Origin of the sequence: Escherichia sp. HH26CH (genome assembly GCF_009820205.1) — a bacterium.
Lineage (GTDB): Bacteria > Pseudomonadota > Gammaproteobacteria > Enterobacterales > Enterobacteriaceae > Escherichia > Escherichia coli_F.
This window is the reverse complement of the sequence record NZ_VNXM01000013.1, coordinates 224481-246978: the sequence shown is the minus strand read 5'-3', so window position 1 is coordinate 246978 and position 22498 is coordinate 224481. Positions and strand designations below refer to the sequence as shown.

Below are 22498 nucleotides of genomic sequence, written 5' to 3'. Positions count from 1 at the left end.
AATTGAGGGATAACAACAAAAAAGGTGAGTTTTGCGACTCACCTTTTTTATTTGTTTCTTATTCAGAATCGATATCTTTTAACTCATCCTGAATCGCTTGCGCGTTCGGGTTTTCCTGCGGTTTGAGTTCGCCGCCATTGGCGATGAAATCATGACGCTGGAAGTACGCTTCGCGCACCATAATGTATGGGTCGGACGACTGACGCAGCAGGCCGTCGGAATCCAGCAGTTGCGCACGGGTTTCGATACCTTCAAGCGTCCATTTACCCACGGACATCGGCCAGGTCAGCCAGGAAAGTACCGGGTAAAGACCATCCGCCATATCACCGCCGTCATCACGCAGCGTGAAGCTTCCGTAGAACGGTAATTGTACGTACGGCCCATACCCCACGCCATAATGACCAAGCGTACTACCGAAGCGGTGAGGTTCAGTCCGTTGCAGTTTCGGGTTCGCCATCCCCGCAACATCAATAAAGCCGCCCATCCCCAAAATAGTGTTCAGGAAAAAGCGGGTAAAGTGGACCATCCCCTGATAAGGGTCGCCCTGCAAGAAGTAGTTAACCATCACCGCAGGTTCTTCAAGGTTGCCGGTAAAGTTGCTCAAACCGTTACGCGCCGGTTGCGGAACATAATCACGCCAGGCGACTGCGACCGGTCGAACAATATACGGGTCTAATACATTGAAGTTGAAGTTGTACATGGTGCGGTTGAACCCTTCTAATGGGTCAGAACGCCCTTGCTGATCTGTACCGGAACTCGCACACCCCACCAGAAGCGTAGTTCCAAGAGCAAGCGCCGACAGGCGAAGCTTCATAAATGTCTCCCTGTTTTTTTATGGCTTATGCAGTTTGCCATCCATGACGGAACGATACCGTATCCGCCTGTTTAGGTGTGGGCGATTGTAACAGCACGTCAACTGATGTCCAGACGCCCTGATTTGCTGATTTGATCATAGCCTGGTAATCGACGCCCTGTAGGCTACTTGATTCTATAGAAACAGAAAAAGGCAAACACAGCCTTTTCTACATTTTCAGAGTAACTCCCGCCAGTTGCGAGCAAAAAAGCCGCTACGCTTTAGCTATACGTGCTAATTCAAGAGAAGAGACCATGGACAACGACAAAATTGATCAACACAGCGACGAAATTGAAGTTGAGAGCGAAGAAAAAGAACGCGGCAAAAAAATAGAAATAGATGAAGACCGACTCCCCTCCCGGGCGATGGCAATTCATGAACATATCCGCCAGGATGGTGAAAAAGAGCTGGAACGCGACGCAATGGCGCTACTGTGGTCAGCCATTGCGGCGGGTCTGTCGATGGGCGCTTCACTACTGGCAAAAGGGATATTTCATGTCGAACTGGAAGGCGTGCCGGGCAGTTTCTTGCTGGAGAATCTCGGTTATACCTTTGGCTTTATTATCGTCATTATGGCCCGCCAGCAATTATTTACCGAAAACACCGTGACTGCGGTACTACCCGTCATGCAAAAACCGACAATGAGCAACGTCGGCTTACTTATGCGGTTATGGGGCGTCGTGCTGCTGGGGAATATTCTCGGGACAGGTATTGCGGCGTGGGCATTTGAATATATGCCTATCTTTAATGAAGAAACTCGCGATGCATTTGTAAAAATCGGCATGGATGTGATGAAGAACACCCCCAGTGAGATGTTTGCCAACGCGATCATTTCCGGCTGGCTGATCGCCACTATGGTATGGATGTTTCCTGCAGCGGGTGCGGCAAAGATTGTAGTGATTATATTAATGACCTGGCTTATCGCCCTCGGAGACACCACCCACATCGTTGTCGGTTCTGTAGAAATCCTCTATCTGGTATTTAACGGCACGCTGCACTGGAGCGATTTCATCTGGCCCTTCGCGTTACCTACTCTGGCAGGAAACATCTGCGGCGGCACCTTTATCTTCGCGTTAATGAGTCATGCACAGATCCGTAACGACATGAGCAACAAGCGCAAAGCAGAAGCACGACAAAAAGCAGAACGTGCGGAAAACATTAAGAAAAATGATAAAAACCCGGCATAAATGGCGAGGGTTTAAGCAATCGAGCGGCAGTGTACTTACCCCGCTGAGCATTAGCGGGTATACTCATGCCGCATTGTCCTCTTAGTTAAATGGATATAACGAGCCCCTCCTAAGGGCTAATTGCAGGTTCGATTCCTGCAGGGGACACCATTTATCCTTCCAACGAAATCTACCTTCCCCGCGTAAAAGTTGGGTTTGGCAGCACACTTGCCCTAAATCTACTCATTTTCCCTGCAACAGGTTGAAATCTCAGCACTGTGCGGCGATGACTAAACAGCCCCGGGCCTGGCAATGTAATCATCACACAGAATCCTGATCGCGAAATCTGGCTTGACTCGATACTTCACTCCGCAATGCATTCCTTGATGGATTAGCAGGCCCGTGATACACGGGACAGGTCGCTGAATTACGACAATTTCCTGGAAATCAACGAACCGCGTATCCTGAGTACATTTGAGCGACTGTTCCAGAACATGAATGAGGCGTTTGGATTAGGCGATTATTAGCCGCGCTAAGCATTTTGGTATTATTATTTTCCGGTTGAGGGATATAGAGCTATCGACAACAACCGGAAAGAGTTTACGTCTATATTGCAGAAGGTACAGGCGTTTCCATCACCATTTGCTCACGTTTTTTACTCAGGAAGAAAATGCCAAATAACAACATCAGGCAGACAATACCCGAAATTACGAAGAAAACCGTCTGGTAACCTGCATGGTCAAAAAGTATTCCAGTCGGCGTTGAAAGCAACACAATCCCCAACGAACTGGCAATTTGAAAACCAATCAGAAAGATCGTCGACGACAGGCGTTTATCAAAGTTTGCCACGCTGTATTTGAAGACGGAAATGACACACAGTGGAACCTCAATGGCATGTAAAAGCTTCACTAATGAAATAATCCAGGGATTAACGAACAGTGCGCAGGAAAGAATACGCAACGCCATAATCACAACACCGATAAGTAATGCATTTTTTGGCCCTACCCGATTAACAAAGAAAGGAATAATGGCCATGCACAGCGCTTCGAGTACAACCTGGAATGAGTTGAGATAACCATACAGGCGCGTTCCTACATCGTGTGATTCGAATAAACCTGCATAAAAAACAGGAAAGAGCTGTTGATCAAAAATGTTATAGAAAGACCACGTCCCCACAATAAATATGACGAAAATCCAGAAGTTTCGATCCTTGAAAACTGCAATAAAATCCTCTTTTTTTACCCCTCCCGCATCTGCCGCTACGCACTGCTGATCCTGATATTTAAAACGCATGTTGATCATCATAAATACAGCGCCAAATAGCGAAACCAACCAGAAGTTGATATGGGGACTGATACTGAAAAATATGCCAGCAAAGAACGCGCCAATCGCATAGCCAAAAGATCCCCAGGCGCGCGCTGTTCCATATTCGAAATGAAAATTTCGTGCCATTTTTTCGGTGAAGCTATCAAGCAGACCGCAGCCCGCCAGATACCCCAAGCCAAAAAAGAGCGCCCCCAAAATTAGACCTACAGAAAAATTGCTTTGCAGTAACGGTTCATAAACGTAAATCATAAACGGTCCGGTCAAGACCAGGATGAAACTCATACACCAGATAAGCGGTTTCTTCAGACCGAGTTTATCCTGGACGATGCCGTAGACCATCATAAATAGAATGCTGGTAAACTGGTTGACCGAATAAAGTGTACCTAATTCCGTCCCAGTCAACCCTAGATGTCCTTTCAGCCAAATAGCGTATAACGACCACCACAGCGACCAGGAAATAAAAAAGAGAAATGAGTAACTGGATGCAAAACGATAGTACACATTTCTGAATGGTATATTCAGTGCCATAATTACCTGCCTGTCGTTAAAATATTCACGTCCTATTCAGAGACAAGAACGGCCTCGCCGTTTATTTCTCACTATTCCAGATCTTGTCGACATGGCAGCGCTGTCATTGCCCCTTTCGCCGTTACTGCAAGCGCTCCGCAACGTTGAGCGAGATCGATAATTCGTCGCATTTCTCTCTCATCGGTCTCTAATCCCGTAGAGGAAAGACCTGTGAGTAACCCGGCAACGAACGCATCTCCCGCCCCCGTGCTATCGACACAATTCACAGACATTCCAGCAAAATGGTGAACTTGTCCTCGATAACAGACCACCACCCCTTCTGCACCTTTAGTCACCAACAGCATGGCGATCTCATACTCTTTTGCCAGAGCACATATATCCCGATCGTTCTGTGTTTTTCCGCTGATAAGTCGCCATTCTTCTTCCGAGAGCTTGACGACATCCGCCAGTTGTAGCGCCTGTCGCAAACACAAGCGGAGCAAATGCTCGTCTTGCCACAGATCTTCACGAATATTGGGATCGAAGCTGACAAAACCTCCGGCATGCCGGATCGCCGTCATCGCAGTAAATGCGCTGGTACGCGAAGGTTCAGCAGACAACGCAATAGAACAGAGATGTAACCATTCGCCATGTCGCCAGAAGGGCAAGTCAGTCGTCTCTAAAAAAAGATCGGCACTAGGGCGGACCATAAACGTAAATGAACGTTCCCCCTGATCGTTCAGATCGACAAGCACCGTGGATGTTCGGTGCCATTCATCCTGCTTCAGATACGTGATATCGACTCCCTCCGTTAGCAGCGTTCTTTGCATTAACGCGCCAAAAGGATCATCACCCACCCGGCCTATAAACCCACTTATTCCGCCTAATCTGGCGATTCCCACCGCAACGTTAGCTGGCGCGCCGCCAGGACAAGGCAGTAGGCGCCCGTCTGATTCAGGCAAGAGATCGACAACCGCATCCCCTAAAACCCATACTTTGGCTGACATTTTTTTCCCTCAAATTCATCTGACTTACGCATAGTGATAAACCTCTTTTTCGCAAAATCGTCATGGATTTACTAAAACATGCACATTCGATCACAAAACGTCATAGTTAACGTTAACATTTGTGATATTAATCACATTTATAAAGATAAGGGGCTTTATTTTTATAAAAGTTAACGTTAACAATTCACCAAATTTGCTTAACCAGGATGATTAAAATGACGCAATCTCGATTGCATGCGGCGCAAAACGCACTAGCAAAACTTCACGAGCGCCGGGGGAATACTTTTTATCCCCATTTTCACCTCGCGCCTCCAGCCGGGTGGATGAACGATCCAAACGGCCTGATCTGGTTTAACAATCGTTATCACGCGTTTTATCAGCATCACCCGATGAGCGAACACTGGGGGCCAATGCACTGGGGACATGCCACCAGCGACGATATGATCCACTGGCAGCACGAGCCTATTGCGCTAGCGCCAGGAGACGAGAATGACAAAGACGGGTGTTTTTCAGGTAGTGCTGTTGATGACAATGGTGTCCTCTCACTTATCTACACCGGCCACGTCTGGCTCGATGGTGCAGGTAATGACGATGCAATTCGTGAAGTACAATGTCTGGCTACCAGCCGGGATGGTATTCATTTCGAGAAACAAGGTGTGATCCTCACTCCACCAGAAGGAATCATGCACTTCCGCGATCCTAAAGTGTGGCGTGAAGCCGACACCTGGTGGATGGTAGTCGGGGCGAAAGACCCAGGCAACACGGGACAGATCCTGCTTTATCGCGGCAGTTCATTGCGTGAATGGACTTTCGATCGCGTACTGGCCCACGCTGATGCGGGTGAAAGCTATATGTGGGAATGTCCGGACTTTTTCAGCCTTGGCGATCAACATTATCTGATGTTTTCCCCGCAGGGAATGAATGCCGAGGGATACAATTATCGAAATCGCTTTCAAAGTGGTGTAATACCCGGAATATGGTCGCCAGGACGACTTTTTGCACAATCCGGGCATTTTACTGAACTTGATAATGGGCATGACTTTTATGCACCACAAAGCTTTTTAGCGAAGGATGGTCGGCGTATTGTTATCGGCTGGATGGATATGTGGGAATCGCCAATGCCCTCAAAACGTGAAGGCTGGGCAGGCTGCATGACGCTGGCGCGCGAGCTTTCAGAGAGCAATGGCAAACTCCTACAACGCCCGGTACACGAAGCTGAGTCGTTACGCCAGCAGCATCAATCAATCTCTCCCCACACAATCAGCAACAAATATGTTTTGCAGGAAAACGCGCAAGCGGTTGAGATTCAGTTGCACTGGGCTCTGAAGAACAGCGATGCCGAACATTACGGATTACAGCTCGGCACGGGAATGCGGCTGTATATTGATAACCAATCTGAGCGACTTGTTTTGTGGCGGTATTACCCACACGAGAATTTAGATGGTTACCGTAGTATTCCCCTCCCGCAGCGTGACACGCTCGCCCTAAGGATATTTATCGATACATCATCCGTGGAAGTATTTATTAACGACGGGGAAGCTGTGATGAGTAGCCGAATCTATCCGCAGCCAGAAGAACGGGAACTGTCGCTCTATGCCGCCCACGGAGTGGCCGTGCTGCAACATGGAGCACTCTGGCAACTGGGGTAACATAATATCAGGTGGAACAACGGAGCAACAGCGGGCAAGGGATCTGCGTTACCCTTCCCCCTTCACGACCTTCAATAATATGCAATGCAGCTTCCCGCCCGATAATGTCATGTGGAAGCTGAATTGTGGTCAGCGGCGGTAAAAACAGATGCCCGACGCCAACCAGATTATCAAAGCCCATTACGGCGACATCCTGCGGGATACGTACCCCCTTCGCCAGAAGAACCTGATAAGCCACAAAGGCTGCGCGATCGTTACCACAAATCAGAACATCAAAATCTGGTTTTCCAGACTGGAAGTGGGCATTGAGTATACTTGCGAGATCGGTGTAGTGATCATCACCTATGGCCATGTGAAATTGTTTCACCTCAGCCAGATCTCGTCCAGCATCACGCCAGGCCTGCTCAAATCCCTGCCGACGATACCCTGTTGCCAACGCACCTTCCGGTAGCCAGAAGCATAACGGTTGACGATAGCCCGCCGCGAGCAAATGCTGTGTTGCTTCATATTGGGCAGTGTAATCATCAGGGATATAACTGGGTAACGCTGGGTCATCCGCCACACAGTTCGCCAATACAATATTTTCACCATGCAGAGACTCAGGCAGCGTGATATGCCTCAGTCCCATTGTAGTATAGATAATGCCATCCGGACGGAGGGCAAGCAGCTGACGTGCCGCGCGGGCAGCGTCATCTTCAGAAAAAATATTGATTAAAAAACTATTCCAGCCAAACTCGCTGGCGGTTTGTTCAATGGCAAGCAGAATATCAACAGAGAAAGGAGTGGTAGCAGTATCCTGCGCCAGCACGGCGAGAGTCGACGGCTTACGTCCCTGAGCGCGCATCTTACGAGCGGAAAGATCAGGAACATAATTCAGGGTTTGGATTGCCTGCAATACGCGGTCACGCGTTGCAGGACGCACAGATTCTGCATTATGCATCACCCGGGAGACAGTCATCATCGACACTCCCGCCAGGCGTGCGACATCCTTTAATGAAGCCATACCCAAGCCGTTTGCCGTAAAACGGGCACTGTAGCAGAAACAGACGTCACTGGCGAGATCCAGCGATATTCTTAACGTCCTATCACCCGACACGACAATACAGTAAAAAATAACAAGAATTCCCGGACAATTGTAACCAATTCCGCCTCTGTTCTCGCCAACGAGTCACCATGCAGACAAGTAGGTAAAACATGCCGACTGGCATCACCCACCCGGAGAAAAAATATAAATATGGATCATTGTGCTGTGGCTGTAACCAGACATCAGCCCGGAAATTATTGCGATTGGCTGCACGATCGTTACGGACTCGTTTTTCTGGCTGATGAAACAATTTTGCGGCGCTACGCTCAGTGAAACATATAAATACTATACGACAGCGACATTTATCGCTTCAGTCGTCGCTCTGGCGGGCACATTCCTGCTGTCATTTATCATCTAAGCGCAAAGAGACGTACTATGGAAAACGCTAAAATGAACTCGCTCATCGCCCAGTATCCGTTGGTAAAGGATCTGGTTGCTCTTAAAGAAACCACCTGGTTCAATCCTGGCACGACCTCATTGGCTGAAGGTTTACCTTATGTTGGCCTGACCGAACAGGATGTTCAAGACGCCCATGCGCGCTTATCTCGTTTTGCCCCCTATCTGGCAAAAGCATTTCCTGAAACGGCTGCCTCTGGAGGGATTATTGAATCAGAACTGGTTGCCATTCCGGCTATGCAAAAACGGCTGGAAAAGGAATATCAGCAACCGATCAGCGGGCAACTGTTACTGAAAAAAGATAGCCATTTGCCTATTTCCGGCTCCATAAAAGCACGCGGCGGGATTTATGAAGTCCTGGCACATGCAGAAAAACTGGCTCTGGAAGCAGGGTTGCTGACGCTTGAAGATGACTACAGCAAACTGCTTTCTCCGGAGTTTAAGCAGTTCTTTAGCCAATACAGCATTGCTGTGGGCTCAACCGGAAATCTGGGGTTATCAATCGGCATTATGAGCGCCCGCATTGGCTTTAAGGTGACAGTACATATGTCTGCTGATGCCCGGGCATGGAAAAAAGCGAAACTGCGCAGCCATGGCGTTACGGTCGTGGAATATGAGCAAGATTATGGTGTTGCCGTCGAGGAAGGACGTAAAGCCGCGCAGTCTGACCCGAACTGTTTCTTTATTGATGACGAGAATTCCCGCACGTTGTTCCTTGGGTATTCCGTCGCAGGCCAGCGTCTTAAAGCGCAATTTGCCGAGCAAGGTCGTATTGTCGATGCTGATAACCCTCTGTTTGTCTATCTGCCGTGTGGTGTTGGCGGTGGTCCTGGTGGCGTCGCATTCGGGCTTAAACTGGCATTTGGCGATCATGTTCACTGCTTTTTTGCCGAACCAACGCACTCCCCTTGTATGCTGTTAGGCGTCCATACAGGATTACACGATCAGATTTCTGTTCAGGATATTGGTATCGACAACCTTACCGCAGCGGATGGCCTTGCTGTTGGTCGCGCATCAGGCTTTGTCGGGCGGGCAATGGAGCGTCTGCTGGATGGTTTCTATACCCTTAGCGATCAAACCATGTATGACATGCTTGGCTGGCTGGCGCAGGAAGAAGGTATTCGTCTTGAACCTTCGGCACTGGCGGGTATGGCCGGACCTCAGCGCGTGTGTGCATCAGTAAGTTACCAACAGATGCACGGTTTCAGCGCAGAACAACTGCGTAATGCCACTCATCTGGTGTGGGCGACAGGAGGTGGAATGGTGCCGGAAGAAGAGATGAAGCAATATCTGGCTAAAGGCCGTTAATAACGTTTCACCGCAGCATCGCCATCCTTTCCGTGGGTGAGCGATGCTGCCTGATAATATCCATATAAAGTGATGGTGCAGGCTCAAAATTCCGCGGTCTTACCTGCTCTAGCCTCCTCTTTTTACCATCACCCAACGCCTTTCGCTGTAAACGGCGGTCTCGCGAACCAAACTAAAACTGTAAGTAAGATAAAAGCAATAGCCGCCATACGGAAAATCTCATTTGCAGAAATAGAAAGTGACTGCTGGGTTATTTCATTATTAATTTCATTAAGAACCCCTGAAAGCGAACCATAGTATTTATCCATAATTTGTGATGATGAATTAAACACGGGGTTAAATTGATCGATGGTTGCTGTCAACTGACTATGGTGTAACGATTCGCGTCGTCCCCACAACGTCATTGTCAACGACGTACCAACTGATCCTGACAGGGTACGAAAAAAATTACTCATACTCGAGGCATTGGCAAATTTATTATCTGGCAACCCTGAAAACGAAATCGTTGTTAAGGGTAAAAAGAAACAGGCAACGGCGAATCCCTGGAAAAACTGTGGCAAAATGATGCCTGTGAAATCAATCGTTGGCATAAATGTCACAGAACGCCAGTAATAGCAAACCGCATACATCAAAAAACTAAATGTAACCAATGCACGCATATCAATTTTGTTGCCATAACGTCCTATTAAAGGCGATATTAATAGTGGCATTATGCCGATTGGCGCATAGGCAAGCCCGGCCCATATCGCATTATACCCCATAGTTTCCTGCAGCAACTGCGGCATAAGTACAATCGCCCCAGAGTAAAATAAATATGCGCATGTGATACACACAATACCAATGGTGAAATTACGCGACTTGAATAAACTGAGGTCAAGAATTGGGTTCTCTGAGGTCGACTCCCAAATGACTAAAGAGATCAGAGAAATAATTGACACTATTGTTAATATTATGATTGTACTCGAGTTAAACCAATCCAGATCGCGCCCTTTATCAAGCATAATTTGCAAGCCACCAACACCGAGCACTAACAGGGTCAACCCTGGTAAATTCATTTTGACCGGTGAAGTTTCAGTTTCTCTTCCTTTAAGTAAAGTTAAACATAATGTCAGGACGATAATCCCCATAGGGACATTGATTAAAAATATCCATCCCCAACTAAAGTTATCACAAATATAGCCACCCAATATCGGCCCACAAATCGGAGCGATAATTACGGTCATTGACCATAACGCCAAAGCAAATGTTCTTTTTTCTGGCGGATAATTCCTTAATAATAAACTCTGTGACAATGGAATTAACGGCCCCGCCATTAATCCCTGGACGACTCTAAAAAATATAAGAACATCAAGATTAGTCGAAAGACTACACATTAATGAAGACAGCGAAAAGAAGGTTACTGATAGTAAAAATAACCTTAATTCGCCTATTCTTTGTGCCAGCCTGCCGGTAACAGGGATCGCAATGGCATTTGCTACGCCAAACGATGTGATAACCCATGTGCCTTCGTCCGTTGATGCTCCGAGAAAGCCAGATATTGTGGGTATTGCGACGTTAGAAATAGTGGAGTCCAACATTTGCATAAACGTCGCTAATGACAATGCAATAGTGACGCACCATAACGTCCCACCGGTTAATGGTGCCGGAGTTGATTTAGTGATTGCCATTAAAGTTGTCCATTATGAGAAATAATGTTGTTAATCTCTTTTTCTATCGGACTGGTATCGATAACTAAGGCCTTACTGGTGTAAGCAGGCATTGACGTCACGGATGAAGCCAGATCAGGCATATCGGCAATGTCTTCGTTCCTGGTATCAATGGTTGCAGTCATCGATAAACCAATGCGCAAGGGATGTTCCATGAGTTCTTTTGGATCCAGAGACACCTCAACCGGTACACGCTGAACGATTTTGATCCAGTTCCCTGTCGCATTTTGTGCAGGTAATAAGGAGAACGCATTGCCGGTTCCCATATTGATCCCTGTCACCCGACCATGAAACACAACATTTTCACCATAAAGATCGCTGATTATATTAACCGATTGACCAATCCGTACATCCGTGAGTTGTGTTTCTTTAAAGTTGGCATTAACCCACATTTGACGTGCCGGTACGACAGCCATTAACGATTGTCCAGGACTCACTGTTTCGCCAACCTGCACACTTCGCTGGGCAATATAACCAGTAACCGGACTCTTAATATCCGTACGCTTAAGCGCTAACCAGGCTTCTTTGGTTGCATCCGCAGCTTCAACAACTTGTGGCTGGCGATTTAATGGTGTGTTCATTACTAAGGCTTTGTTCGCTTTATAAGCCTGAATAGCTGCATTCAATGCCGCTTTGCTACTTATTAACGTATCTTTGGTGTGCTCCAGCGTTTCTTTTGAAATAACCCCCTGCTTTGCTAGCGGCACACGACGATTATAATCTTCTAAAGATTGTTGATACTGGATACGTGCTGAAGCGACTTCGGCACTGTATTGTTTATCCTGTAAGTATAGTTTATTCGTTTGTCGCACAATATTTGCCAGATTATTTTTAGCTTTATTGAGTGCAATCGTAGCATCAGTTTTATCCAGTGAAACTAAAATGTCACCCTGTCGAACAAAGTTCGTATCTTTATGATTAACGACAGTGACACTGCCTGAGACTTGTGCAGAAATTGGATCAGCATTCCCCGTAACATAGGCGTCATCTGTACTAATCATGTCTTCTAATTCCAGTGACCAATAGGCATAGGCTCCTGAAAACGCAATAAATAAAACCACTGCTAATAAAGCAAAATATTTTCTTCTGTCAGAATGTTTTTTATTTGAATTAATCTGTTCCACTATTATCTCTCATTTCGCATAGATGAAATTTATGAATTGAATGAAAAGAGTATTCATTCTTCATATCAAACACAGTGCATGTGTTACACATTATCCCAGGAACGTTGGAGGCCTAATTTAAAGGAGTTGCAGAAGATACAACAGAGGACTAAACCGTGACTTTTGCAATACAATTCTTACGCCTGTAGGATTAATAAGAAGCCTTATAGTACTCATTTGAAACTATAAGTTAGCGGTATTATCCCTGATTTTATTGTTGACATTTCATTTATGCCGACTATTTATATGGTATACTTGTTGAATTATCTTAAAGGAAGCTCAAATTTTCTTATTTTGATTGAGAAAATGAGATGATGCCTTATGTCTGTATTACTACAGGGAGAAGGGAGATGCTTCATTGCAAAGGGAATAATCTATGAACGCAATAATTATTGATGACCATCCTCTTGCTATCGCAGCAATTCGTAATTTATTGATCAAAAACGATATTGAAATCTTAGCGGAGTTGACTGAAGGGGGAAGTGCCGTTCAGCGGGTGGAAACACTTAAACCTGATATCGTCATCATTGATGTCGATATCCCCGGAGTTAACGGTATCCAGGTGTTAGAAACGCTGAGGAAGCGCCAATATAGCGGAATTATTATTATCGTCTCCGCTAAAAATGACCATTTTTACGGGAAACATTGTGCTGATGCTGGCGCTAATGGATTCGTGAGTAAAAAAGAAGGCATGAACAATATCATTGCGGCTATTGAAGCTGCAAAAAATGGCTACTGCTATTTCCCTTTCTCTCTCAACCGGTTTGTTGGAAGTTTAACGTCCGACCAGCAAAAACTCGACTCCTTATCGAAACAAGAAATTAGTGTCATGAGGTATATTCTTGATGGCAAGGACAATAATGACATTGCGGAAAAAATGTTCATCAGCAACAAAACTGTCAGCACGTATAAAAGTCGCCTGATGGAAAAATTAGAATGTAAATCACTGATGGATCTTTACACATTCGCGCAACGTAACAAAATCGGCTAATCACATGAAGTTTTTACCCTATTTTTTTCTTCTCTGTTGTGGTCTTTGGTCGACCATAAGTTTCGCAGACGAAGATTACATCGAATATCGTGGCATCAGTAGTAACAACCGTGTCACGCTTGATCCACTACGTCTGAGCAACAAGGAATTACGTTGGTTAGCGAGCAAAAAAAATCTTGTGATTGCAGTACACAAGTCCCAAACGGCTACGTTGTTGCATACCGATTCGCAGCAACGGGTTCGTGGTATTAATGCGGATTATTTAAATCTTTTAAAAAGAGCGTTAAATATCAAATTAACACTCCGGGAATACGCAGATCATCAAAAAGCAATGGACGCGCTTGCAGAAGGTGAAGTCGATATAGTGTTATCACATTTAGTTACTTCTCCGCCTCTTAATAATGACATTGCTGCAACCAAACCATTGATAATTACCTTTCCGGCGCTGGTAACCACCCTTCACGACTCAATGCGACCGCTTACCTCACCAAAACCAGTAAATATTGCTCGGGTAGCAAATTACCCCCCAGACGAGGTAATTCATCAATCATTTCCAAAAGCAACAATTATCTCTTTTACAAATTTATATCAGGCATTAGCATCCGTTTCTACCGGACATAATGATTACTTTATTGGTAGTAACATCATTACCAGCAGTATGATTTCCCGCTATTTCACTCACTCCTTAAATGTAGTGAAATATTATAACTCGCCGCGTCAATATAATTTTTTCTTGACCAGAAAAGAATCCGTCATTCTTAATGAAGTACTCAATCGGTTTGTTGATGCTTTAACAAATGAAGTTCGCTATGAAGTATCACAAAATTGGCTTGATACAGGAAACCTGGCCTTTCTGAACAAACCATTAGAACTCACTGAACATGAAAAACAGTGGATTAAGCAACATCCCGATTTAAAGGTGCTGGAAAATCCTTACTCCCCTCCCTATTCTATGACTGATGAAAATGGCTCGGTTCGGGGCGTTATGGGGGATATTCTTAATATTATTACCTTGCAAACAGGTTTAAATTTTTCTCCGATCACCGTTTCACACAATATCCATGCCGGAACACAGCTTAATCCCGATGGATGGGATATCTTACCTGGCGCTATTTATAGTGAAGATCGAGAAAATAATGTTTTATTTGCTGAAGCATTCATAACAACGCCTTACGTTTTCGTCATGCAAAAAGCGCCTGATAGTGAACAAACTTTAAAAAAAGGAATGAAAGTTGCCATTCCATATTATTATGAGCTTCATTCGCAATTGAAAGAGATGTATCCGGAGGTTGAGTGGATACAAGTCGATAATGCTAGCGCTGCATTTCACAAGGTTAAGGAAGGTGAACTTGATGCCCTGGTCGCGACACAGCTAAATTCGCGTTACATGATCGACCATTACTATCCTAATGAGCTTTATCATTTTCTTATTCCCGGCGTTGAGAATGCATCGCTTTCGTTCGCTTTTCCTCGCGGAGAACCAGAACTTAAGGATATTATTAATAAAGCATTGAATGCAATTCCCCCAAGCGAAGTTCTGCGCCTGACGGAAAAATGGATCAAAATGCCCAATGTGACCATTGACACATGGGACCTCTATAGTGAGCAATTTTACATTGTTACGACTTTATCCGTTTTATTAGTTGGCAGTAGCCTTTTATGGGGATTCTACCTGTTACGCTCAGTTCGTCGTCGTAAGGTAATTCAGGGTGATTTAGAAAACCAAATATCATTCCGGAAAGCACTCTCGGATTCCTTACCGAATCCAACTTATGTTGTAAACTGGCAAGGTAATGTCATTAGTCACAATAGTGCATTTGAACATTATTTCACTGCTGATTACTACAAAAATGCAATGTTACCATTAGAAAACAGTGACTCCCCCTTTAAAGATGTTTTTTCTAATGTGCATGAAGTCACAGCAGAAACAAAAGAAAACAGAACAATATATAGCCAAGTTTTTGAAATTAATAATGGTACTGAAAAAAGATGCATTAATCATTGGCATACATTATGCAATTTACCTGCAAGTGACAATGCAGTATATATTTGTGGTTGGCAAGATATTACCGAGACGCGTGATTTAATTCATGCACTCGAAGTAGAAAGAAATAAAGCGATCAATGCAACTGTCGCAAAAAGCCAGTTCCTGGCAACAATGAGTCACGAAATAAGAACACCAATAAGCTCCATTATGGGCTTCCTGGAACTTCTGTCGGGTTCAGGTCTTAGCAAGGAGCAACGTGTGGAGGCGATTTCACTTGCTTACGCCACCGGACAGTCGCTCCTCGGCTTAATTGGTGAAATCCTTGATGTCGACAAAATTGAGTCGGGTAACTATCAACTTCAACCACAATGGGTCGATATCCCTACTTTAGTCCAGAACACTTGTCATTCTTTCGGTGCGATTGCTGCAAGCAAATCCATCGCATTAAATTGCAGCAGTACGCTTCCTGAACGCTACCTGGTTAAAATCGACCCTCAAGCATTTAAGCAGGTGCTGTCTAATTTACTGAGTAATGCCCTTAAATTTACCACCGAGGGGGCAGTAAAAATTACGACTTCCCTGGTTCATATTGATGACAACCACGCTGTTATCAAAATGACCATTATGGACACCGGAAGCGGATTATCTCAGGAAGAACAACAACAACTGTTTAAACGCTATAGCCAAACAACAGCAGGTCGTCAGCAAACAGGTTCTGGTTTAGGCTTAATGATCTGCAAAGAATTAATTAAAAACATGCAGGGCGATTTGTCATTAGAAAGTCATCCAGGCATAGGAACGACATTTACGATCACAATCCCGGTAGAAATTACCCAACAAGTGGCGACTGTCGAGGCAAAAGCAGAACAACCTATGACACTCCCTGAAAAGTTGAGCATATTAATCGCGGATGATCATCCGACCAACAGGCTATTACTCAAACGCCAGCTAAACCTATTAGGATATGATGTTGATGAAGCAACTGATGGTGTGCAAGCGCTACACAAAGTCAGTATGCAACATTATGATCTGCTTATTACTGACGTTAATATGCCGAATATGGATGGTTTTGAGTTGACTCGCAAACTCCGTGAGCAAAATTCTTCCTTACCCATCTGGGGGCTTACAGCCAACGCACAGGCTAATGAACGCGACAAAGGGTTAAGTTGTGGCATGGATCTATGCTTGTTCAAACCGTTAACCCTGGATGTACTAAAAACACATTTAAGTCAGTTACACCAGGTTGCGCATATTGCACCTCAGTATCGCCACCTTGATATCGAAGCCCTGAAAAATAATACGGCGAACGATCTGCAACTAATGCAGGAGATTCTCATGACTTTCCAGCATGAAACGCATAAAGATCTATCCGCTGCGTTTCATGCGTTAGAAGCTGGCGATAACAGAACTTTCCATCAGTGTATTCATCGCATCCACGGTGCGGCTAACATCCTGAATTTGCAAAAGTTGATTAATCTTAGCCACCTGTTAGAAATAACGCCCATTTCAGATGACAGTAAGCCTGAAATTATTCAGCTGCTGAACTCCGTTAAAGAACACATTGCAGAACTGGACCAGGAGATTGCTGTTTTCTGTCAGCAAAATGGCTAAATAGCGGCTCCCACAAGGTTCAAATGTGGGAGCTATTTACCAGCACATCTTACATTTACGATGAGAATTCCTGGCGAATTTGTTCCCCATGCTGGTCGAGCGTTGCCGCTCCCGGCATAACATGCGGGTCCGCGCAGCCGCTGATTTTTATCGGATTACCCGGCATCATTATTCCGCCAGCTTCAATCAACATATTTCTCGCCTGAGTTTGTGGCAAATTAATGGCCTCAGCCACACTTAATAGCGGCGCTACGGGTACACCAACTTCATGTATTCTGGCTAACCAAACTTCAGCTGCCTGCGTTTTTAACGTCCGCTCAATATATTGTTTAAGAATAGCTTGATTTTGTACACGTAAAATATTGCTGTTAAATCGGGGATCATCAACAAGTTCCGTCAGATCCAGTGCCTGGCATAACGCAGAAAAAAGCTTGTCATTACCACAACAAATAGTAATTGGTTTATCCTGAGTATCGAAAACATCAAAAGGAGCCATGTAGGGATGGCGATTTCCCAGACGTTGTGGTGACTTCCCAGTCGCGATATATGCCATCAGTCCATGCTCCAGAAAACTCAGAGTGGCATCAAACATCGCGATATCGACATGCGCCCCTCGCTGGCTCTTTTCGCGGCCATAAAGCGCACTCACGATTCCACTGAATAAATAGACACCGCCACAGAGATCTGCAAGAGAGGTGCCAACACGCACTGGCGGAGCATCAGGATATCCCGTTTCCATCATTATTCCACTCATTGCCTGAATAATGGTATCGTAGGCCGGAGCATCTTTTAGCGGACCGGTATGTCCGAAACCTGACGATGAAGCATAGATGAGACGTGGGTTGATTTCTTGTAGCGTTTCCCACGAAAACCCCATTTTTTCCATTGTACCTGGGCGGAAATTCTCGGCTAATACATCAGCTTGTTTAAGCATATTTATAAATATACTTTTATCGTGGTCATTCTTTAAATCAAGAACCACACTCTCTTTGCCATGATTAATAAAACTGTAATAGAGTGACTGTCCATCCACATAGGGACCAAATGTGCGGGTATCATCACCATGACCTGGCGGCTCAACTTTAATTACCCTTGCGCCCATATTACAAAGAAGTTGAGTTCCGAAAGGCCCATTAAGGACATGCGTCATATCGATAACTAATAAGCCTTCAAACGGCCCTTTGCATTCATTATTGGTCATTTGCTTATGCCTTGAAAAAAAGCCGAAGGTGAAAAGACTCTTCGGCATTTATGAAAATTAATAACATGATTAATTATGAAACCAGTCGACTGACATAAATCCACAAGGGAGCCGTGACGACAAAACCCAGTACGCTAACAGCCAATGACGCTGTACCAGTGCGGGTGTAGACATTAAACCGGCTGGCAATAATGATTCCGGAGAATGCCGGCGGTAATGCGCCTGCCAGTACCATCATCTGCAGATGTTCGCTGTTCAAATGACATGCCATACCAACGAGAAGCAGTGCCAGTGGCATCAGAATCAGCTTCAGGAAGGTGTTATAAGCAATTTCAGCACTGAACTCGAATTTATGTGCAGCCAGAGTCAAACCCGCAGCGAATACCGCTACCCCTGAGTTGGCCTTCGCAATCAGATTAAAGGTTGGATCCCATGCTGCCGGAATTTTTACCCCAACCAACACCAGGATCGTTGCCAGAACAGGTGCCCATACGACTGGCTCCTTTGCCGCAGAGATTAACGCGCTCAGATTGCTATTCTTCTTACCATCCGCTCCTGAGGAGGGATTCAGCAAATACAGACCAATAGGAATAGTAATTGCGTTAACAATAATAGAAATAATTGCTACCACTAAACCTGTTGATACGGAATCACCATAAATAGGGTCGAGAACTGCAAACCCCAGGAATCCAATGGTAGGTGAACCTGCAATTAATGCACATACTGCTGCTTCTGCATGGGTACGTTTAAAAAATTTGTAGCAACCAAACCAGGAGAAAAAGAAACATCCGACAATAACCACAAGTGATACAAGGGTCAGGCGAGTGTCCGCAAAAATCATTTCCCTGTTTGCCCGGGTAATAGAAACAAATAGGGCCGCAGGAAGAGCGTAGTTTAATACCAGTTTATTAAATGCCCGGGCTTGATCTTCTGAAAAAGTTTCTCGTCTGCCGCTAAAATAACCCAACAGCATGATTACGATAATAGGCAATAAATCGCCAATAAAAAATGTTAGCATAATAGTATTTCCGATAAGGGTCCCCTCACCATCGATAATGATTTGGCAAGAGGAGACGATGTCAGTATTTAATTACCAGCGACTTGTTTTGGGTTAAGTTTGGTAATATGGCCACTTTCAGTTCCTGCTGCTGGGTCGATGACCACATTAATAATGGTCGGTTTGCGCGACTGAATACCGGTGGTTAAAGCATGACGAAGTTCATCTGTCGTGGTGACGTTATATCCAACGCCACGAAATGCATCCATTAATTTGTCATACCTTGCATGGTGCAATAGATCTGTTGGTGATGGTGCACCAGCGCCACTGAGATCAACACCGTCTCCTCTGTAGATGCCGCCATTATTAAAAATAACGATCGTCACCGGCAGGTTATATCGACAAATCGTTTCAATCTCCATCCCACTGAAACCAAAAGCACTATCACCTTCAATGGCGACAACCGGAGAACCAGAGGTCACGCTAGCACCGATGGCATAGCCCATACCGATGCCCATGACACCCCAGGTGCCACAATCCAGACGACGACGTGGTTTATACATATCAATAATATTTCGTGCATTATCCAGGGTATTTGCCCCTTCATTAACTAAATAAATTTCCTGGTTCTCGCGCAATACATCACGCACCGCACTCAATGCATTAAAGTAATTTAATGGTTGGGTATCTGTACTTAACTTTTCATGCATTTTTTGCGCATTTTGCTGCTTGTGGATATTTAAAATATCGCGCCACACCAGTGGAGTCGTAAATGTGTTTTGTTTCAGTTCTGCCAGCATACCGTGCATACTGGATGCAATATCGCCAACGACTGGCACAGCAATGGGGCGGTTGCTGTCAATTTCCTGCGGTTCTATATCCAGTTGAATAAACTGTGTATCTGCCGCCCATCCTTTTTTACCGTGCGCCAGTAACCAATTCAGTCGCGCCCCAACAAGCATGACAACATCAGCATTTGCCAGCGCAAACGAACGCGCAGCCGCCGCAGAAAGTGGATGCGTATCTTCCAGGATCCCTTTCGCCATAGACATTGGCAGGAATGGAATCTGGGTACTTTCAATAAACTCACGAAGCTGCTCATCAGCTTGTGAATACGCCGCGCCTTTACCAAGGATAATTAATGGCCGTTCTGCTTTTGCTAACAGCGAAATTGCACTAGTGACTGACTTCGGGCATGGCAATAACGCTGGCGATGGGTTTTCAACTTTAACAATAGTGGCTAATGCCTCGTCTTTTTCCATCGTCGCAGCCAGGACATTTGCTGGCAAATCAAGATAAACACCACCAGGGCGACCCGAAACGGAGACCCGGATAGCACGTGCCAACGCAATGCCAAGATCCTGCGGCTGGTTAACGCGGAATGCCGCTTTGGCATAGGGTTTTGCCGCATTCATTTGGTCCAGCTCTTCATAATCACCTTGCTGGAGATCAACGATCGCGCGATCGCTAGAGCCGCTGATCATGATCATCGGAAAACCATTTACTGTTGCGTTGGCCAATGCGGTCAAACCATTGAGGAATCCTGGCGCAGAAACGGTCAGGCAGATCCCTGGCTTTTGGGTAAGAAAACCGCTTGCCGCAGCCGCATAGCCTGCAGATTGCTCATGACGAAAACCAATATAACGAATGCCTTCCGCCTGGGCATGGCGCGCCATATCCGTCACAGGAATACCTACAACACCATAAATAGTGTCAATATTATTCTGTTTTAATGCTTCAACGATGATATGCATACCATCTGTCATTTGAAGTTGATCTGACATGATTAATAACCTCGAAATTTTTATAAATTGGGAGCCAGAAGCCCCCGTTAATATCAGATGGCGTGGTTTTGCTTCATTGCAGCAATTTCATCGTCGCTATAACCCAGCTCCTGCAATACAGCAGCGGTATGTTCACCTAATAGCGGCGCAGCTTTAATATCCGGCGTAAAGGCAGAGAATTTCATTGGACAACCAACTGTCAGATATTTTCCACGCAACGGTTGTTCCACTTCGACAACACTGCCACTTTGGCGCAAAGAGGGATCAAGTGAAATTTCTTTCATACTTAATACCGGTGCACAAGGAATATCAAACTGAGTCAAATAGGCCACCGCTTCATGTTTATCAATAGTGACAGTGTATTTTTCGATTTCAGCAAAAATATCGAAAATATGTGGCTGTCGGGCATGAGCTGTACTGTATGCCGGATCGGTAATCCATTCTGGTTTGCCGATAGCTTTACAGGTGTTTTCCCAGTTTTGCTCCTGAATAGTGAAATAAATATAGGCATTAGGATCGGTTTCCCAGCCTTTACATTTCAGGATCCAGCCAGGCTGACCGCCACCACCCGCATTACCACCGCGGGGAACTGCATCACCAAATGTGCCATTCGGATACTGCGGGTATTCTTCCAGATAACCCAGCTTATCGAGGCGCTGCTGGTCGCGTAATTTTACGCGGCAAAGATTCAACACGGCATCCTGCATTGACATGGTGACTCGTTGTCCACGCCCCGTTTTTTCACGATGCAGCAAAGCAGCAAGTAAACCGATCAGCAAATGCATTCCGGTGTTGCTGTCCCCCAACGCTGCAGCACTTACCAGCGGCGGGCCGTCCCAAAAACCCGTAGTGGATGCCGCGCCACCCGCTGCCTGAGCAACGTTTTCATAAGCTTTTACATTCACATAAGGCGAACACTCATCAAACCCTTTGATCGAACCAAAAATCAGACGTGGGTTGATTTCCTGAATATGCTCCCAGGTGAAGCCCATGTGATCAATAGCCCCTGGATGAAAGTTCTCGACCAAGATATCAGCTTCGCGGATCAGCTTTTCCATTACCTCTTTGCCTTCCGCTGTTTTGGTATTTAATTCAATAGAACGTTTGTTGCTGTTAAGCATGGTGAAGTAAAGTGCATCGATATCAGGAATATCTCGCAGCTGGCGACGCGTTACGTCACCAACGCCGGGACGTTCAATTTTAATGACGTCAGCGCCAAACCACGCCAGCATCTGAGTACAAGATGGGCCAGATTGCACACCGGTGAAATCGAGAACTTTAATTCCTTGAAGTGGAGTTGACATAGCAATACCTATTAGTTAATTAAATATATGTTAATTTAGCGTTTATTTAAGGCATAACGCCCTCTATAAATAATCCGCAAAATATCGTCGTAGCTGCACTCGATATTTTTAAATTCCTGTATCAAGTGCTGAAAATCATTTCATCGCCACTTCCAATTCCTTTTTGCATGGTAAGTAGTGAGGACAAAAAGAAGAATATGATAAATATTGGTTTGCGGTAATCAGAGAGAGCCGCGACATTTGTGATGTTATTCTTACAACTGTAAGAAGCGATTGTGATTTACAGTTAGGGAAATGATTACGATTTTTAAATCGTACCATAAAACATAACATAAACAATGATTTCGTGATGACACGGGATTATTGATGTTTACTTTGAGGAATAGAAAATGCGTGTTTATAGAACCGCGAGCGCCAAATAATTTTATGACCACAATCGGTCGTATTGTGGTCATAAA

At 45.2% G+C, this 22498-nt stretch carries 15 protein-coding genes, 1 tRNA gene and 1 pseudogene; 7 read left to right on the top strand and 10 right to left on the bottom strand.

Going from position 1 to position 22498, the window contains the following annotated elements:
- Positions 1–58 precede the first annotated feature (58 nt).
- On the bottom strand, positions 59–814 hold the full coding sequence (gene mlaA / locus FQ015_RS05970; RefSeq protein WP_000776770.1) for a phospholipid-binding lipoprotein MlaA: 756 nt from the start codon (positions 812–814) through the stop codon (positions 59–61).
- 293 nt (positions 815–1107) lie between these two features.
- On the opposite strand from mlaA, the gene FQ015_RS05965 reads away from it, so the two are divergent.
- Together FQ015_RS05965 and FQ015_RS05960 are read left to right on the top strand one after the other, a co-directional pair.
- The gene (locus tag FQ015_RS05965; protein ID WP_000368131.1) at positions 1108–2040 is read left to right on the top strand and encodes a formate/nitrite transporter family protein; all 933 of its coding nucleotides are present in this window, start codon (positions 1108–1110) and stop codon (positions 2038–2040) included.
- Positions 2041–2115: 75 nt separating this feature from the next.
- Positions 2116–2190 (top strand) — tRNA-Arg (locus FQ015_RS05960).
- A 435-nt stretch (positions 2191–2625) separates the two neighbouring features.
- On the opposite strand, the gene FQ015_RS05955 is transcribed toward FQ015_RS05960, so the two are convergent.
- Both FQ015_RS05955 and FQ015_RS05950 read right to left on the bottom strand, forming a co-directional pair.
- A complete protein-coding gene (locus FQ015_RS05955; protein WP_001197033.1) occupies positions 2626–3873 on the bottom strand; it encodes an oligosaccharide MFS transporter in 1248 nt (415 codons plus the stop codon).
- Positions 3874–3944: 71 nt separating this feature from the next.
- A complete protein-coding gene (locus FQ015_RS05950; protein ID WP_001274880.1) occupies positions 3945–4859 on the bottom strand; it encodes an aminoimidazole riboside kinase in 915 nt (304 codons plus the stop codon).
- 215 nt (positions 4860–5074) lie between these two features.
- Between FQ015_RS05950 and cscA the strand changes: the two genes are divergently transcribed.
- Entirely contained in the window at positions 5075–6508 is a 1434-nt protein-coding gene (gene cscA, locus FQ015_RS05945; protein WP_000194536.1) for a sucrose-6-phosphate hydrolase, read from the top strand.
- A gap of 7 nt (positions 6509–6515) precedes the next feature.
- On the opposite strand, the gene FQ015_RS05940 is transcribed toward cscA, so the two are convergent.
- Positions 6516–7511 carry a LacI family DNA-binding transcriptional regulator gene (locus FQ015_RS05940; protein WP_001354799.1) on the bottom strand — a complete coding sequence of 332 codons (996 nt, stop codon included), beginning with the start codon at positions 7509–7511 and terminating at the stop codon, positions 6516–6518.
- 256 nt (positions 7512–7767) lie between these two features.
- Here FQ015_RS05940 and FQ015_RS05935 point away from each other — a divergent pair.
- Together FQ015_RS05935 and dsdA are read left to right on the top strand one after the other, a co-directional pair.
- Positions 7768–7950, top strand: a pseudogene (locus FQ015_RS05935) (GntT/GntP/DsdX family permease); the annotation flags it as partial.
- Between the two features lie 17 nt (positions 7951–7967).
- Entirely contained in the window at positions 7968–9296 is a 1329-nt protein-coding gene (gene dsdA / locus FQ015_RS05930; protein WP_039020913.1) for a D-serine ammonia-lyase, read from the top strand.
- Positions 9297–9424: 128 nt separating this feature from the next.
- Here dsdA and emrY read toward each other — a convergent pair whose 3' ends face one another.
- Together emrY and emrK are read right to left on the bottom strand one after the other, a co-directional pair.
- Positions 9425–10963, bottom strand: a complete 1539-nt coding sequence (gene emrY / locus FQ015_RS05925; RefSeq protein ID WP_039020914.1) for a multidrug efflux MFS transporter permease subunit EmrY — start codon at positions 10961–10963, stop codon at positions 9425–9427.
- Positions 10963–12126, bottom strand: a complete 1164-nt coding sequence (emrK, locus tag FQ015_RS05920) for a multidrug efflux MFS transporter periplasmic adaptor subunit EmrK (protein WP_000435154.1) — start codon at positions 12124–12126, stop codon at positions 10963–10965. The genes emrY and emrK overlap by 1 nt, the downstream gene beginning before the upstream one ends.
- Before the next feature lie 415 nt (positions 12127–12541).
- Between emrK and evgA the strand changes: the two genes are divergently transcribed.
- Both evgA and evgS read left to right on the top strand, forming a co-directional pair.
- A complete protein-coding gene (gene evgA, locus FQ015_RS05915) occupies positions 12542–13156 on the top strand; it encodes an acid-sensing system DNA-binding response regulator EvgA (protein ID WP_000991370.1) in 615 nt (204 codons plus the stop codon).
- A gap of 4 nt (positions 13157–13160) precedes the next feature.
- Positions 13161–16754, top strand: a complete 3594-nt coding sequence (gene evgS, locus FQ015_RS05910; RefSeq protein ID WP_160523830.1) for an acid-sensing system histidine kinase EvgS — start codon at positions 13161–13163, stop codon at positions 16752–16754.
- A gap of 55 nt (positions 16755–16809) precedes the next feature.
- Here evgS and yfdE read toward each other — a convergent pair whose 3' ends face one another.
- The 4 genes from yfdE to frc all read right to left on the bottom strand — a co-directional run bounded on the left by yfdE (position 16810) and on the right by frc (position 22040).
- On the bottom strand, positions 16810–17955 hold the full coding sequence (gene yfdE / locus FQ015_RS05905; protein ID WP_160523829.1) for a CoA:oxalate CoA-transferase: 1146 nt from the start codon (positions 17953–17955) through the stop codon (positions 16810–16812).
- A 73-nt stretch (positions 17956–18028) separates the two neighbouring features.
- The gene (gene yfdV / locus FQ015_RS05900; protein WP_000955028.1) at positions 18029–18973 is read right to left on the bottom strand and encodes a transporter YfdV; all 945 of its coding nucleotides are present in this window, start codon (positions 18971–18973) and stop codon (positions 18029–18031) included.
- A 68-nt stretch (positions 18974–19041) separates the two neighbouring features.
- Positions 19042–20736, bottom strand: a complete 1695-nt coding sequence (gene oxc, locus FQ015_RS05895; RefSeq protein WP_160523828.1) for an oxalyl-CoA decarboxylase — start codon at positions 20734–20736, stop codon at positions 19042–19044.
- Positions 20737–20789: 53 nt separating this feature from the next.
- Positions 20790–22040, bottom strand: coding sequence for a formyl-CoA transferase (frc, locus tag FQ015_RS05890; RefSeq protein WP_000106772.1), 1251 nt, complete (start codon positions 22038–22040; stop codon positions 20790–20792).
- Positions 22041–22498: the final 458 nt, after the last annotated feature.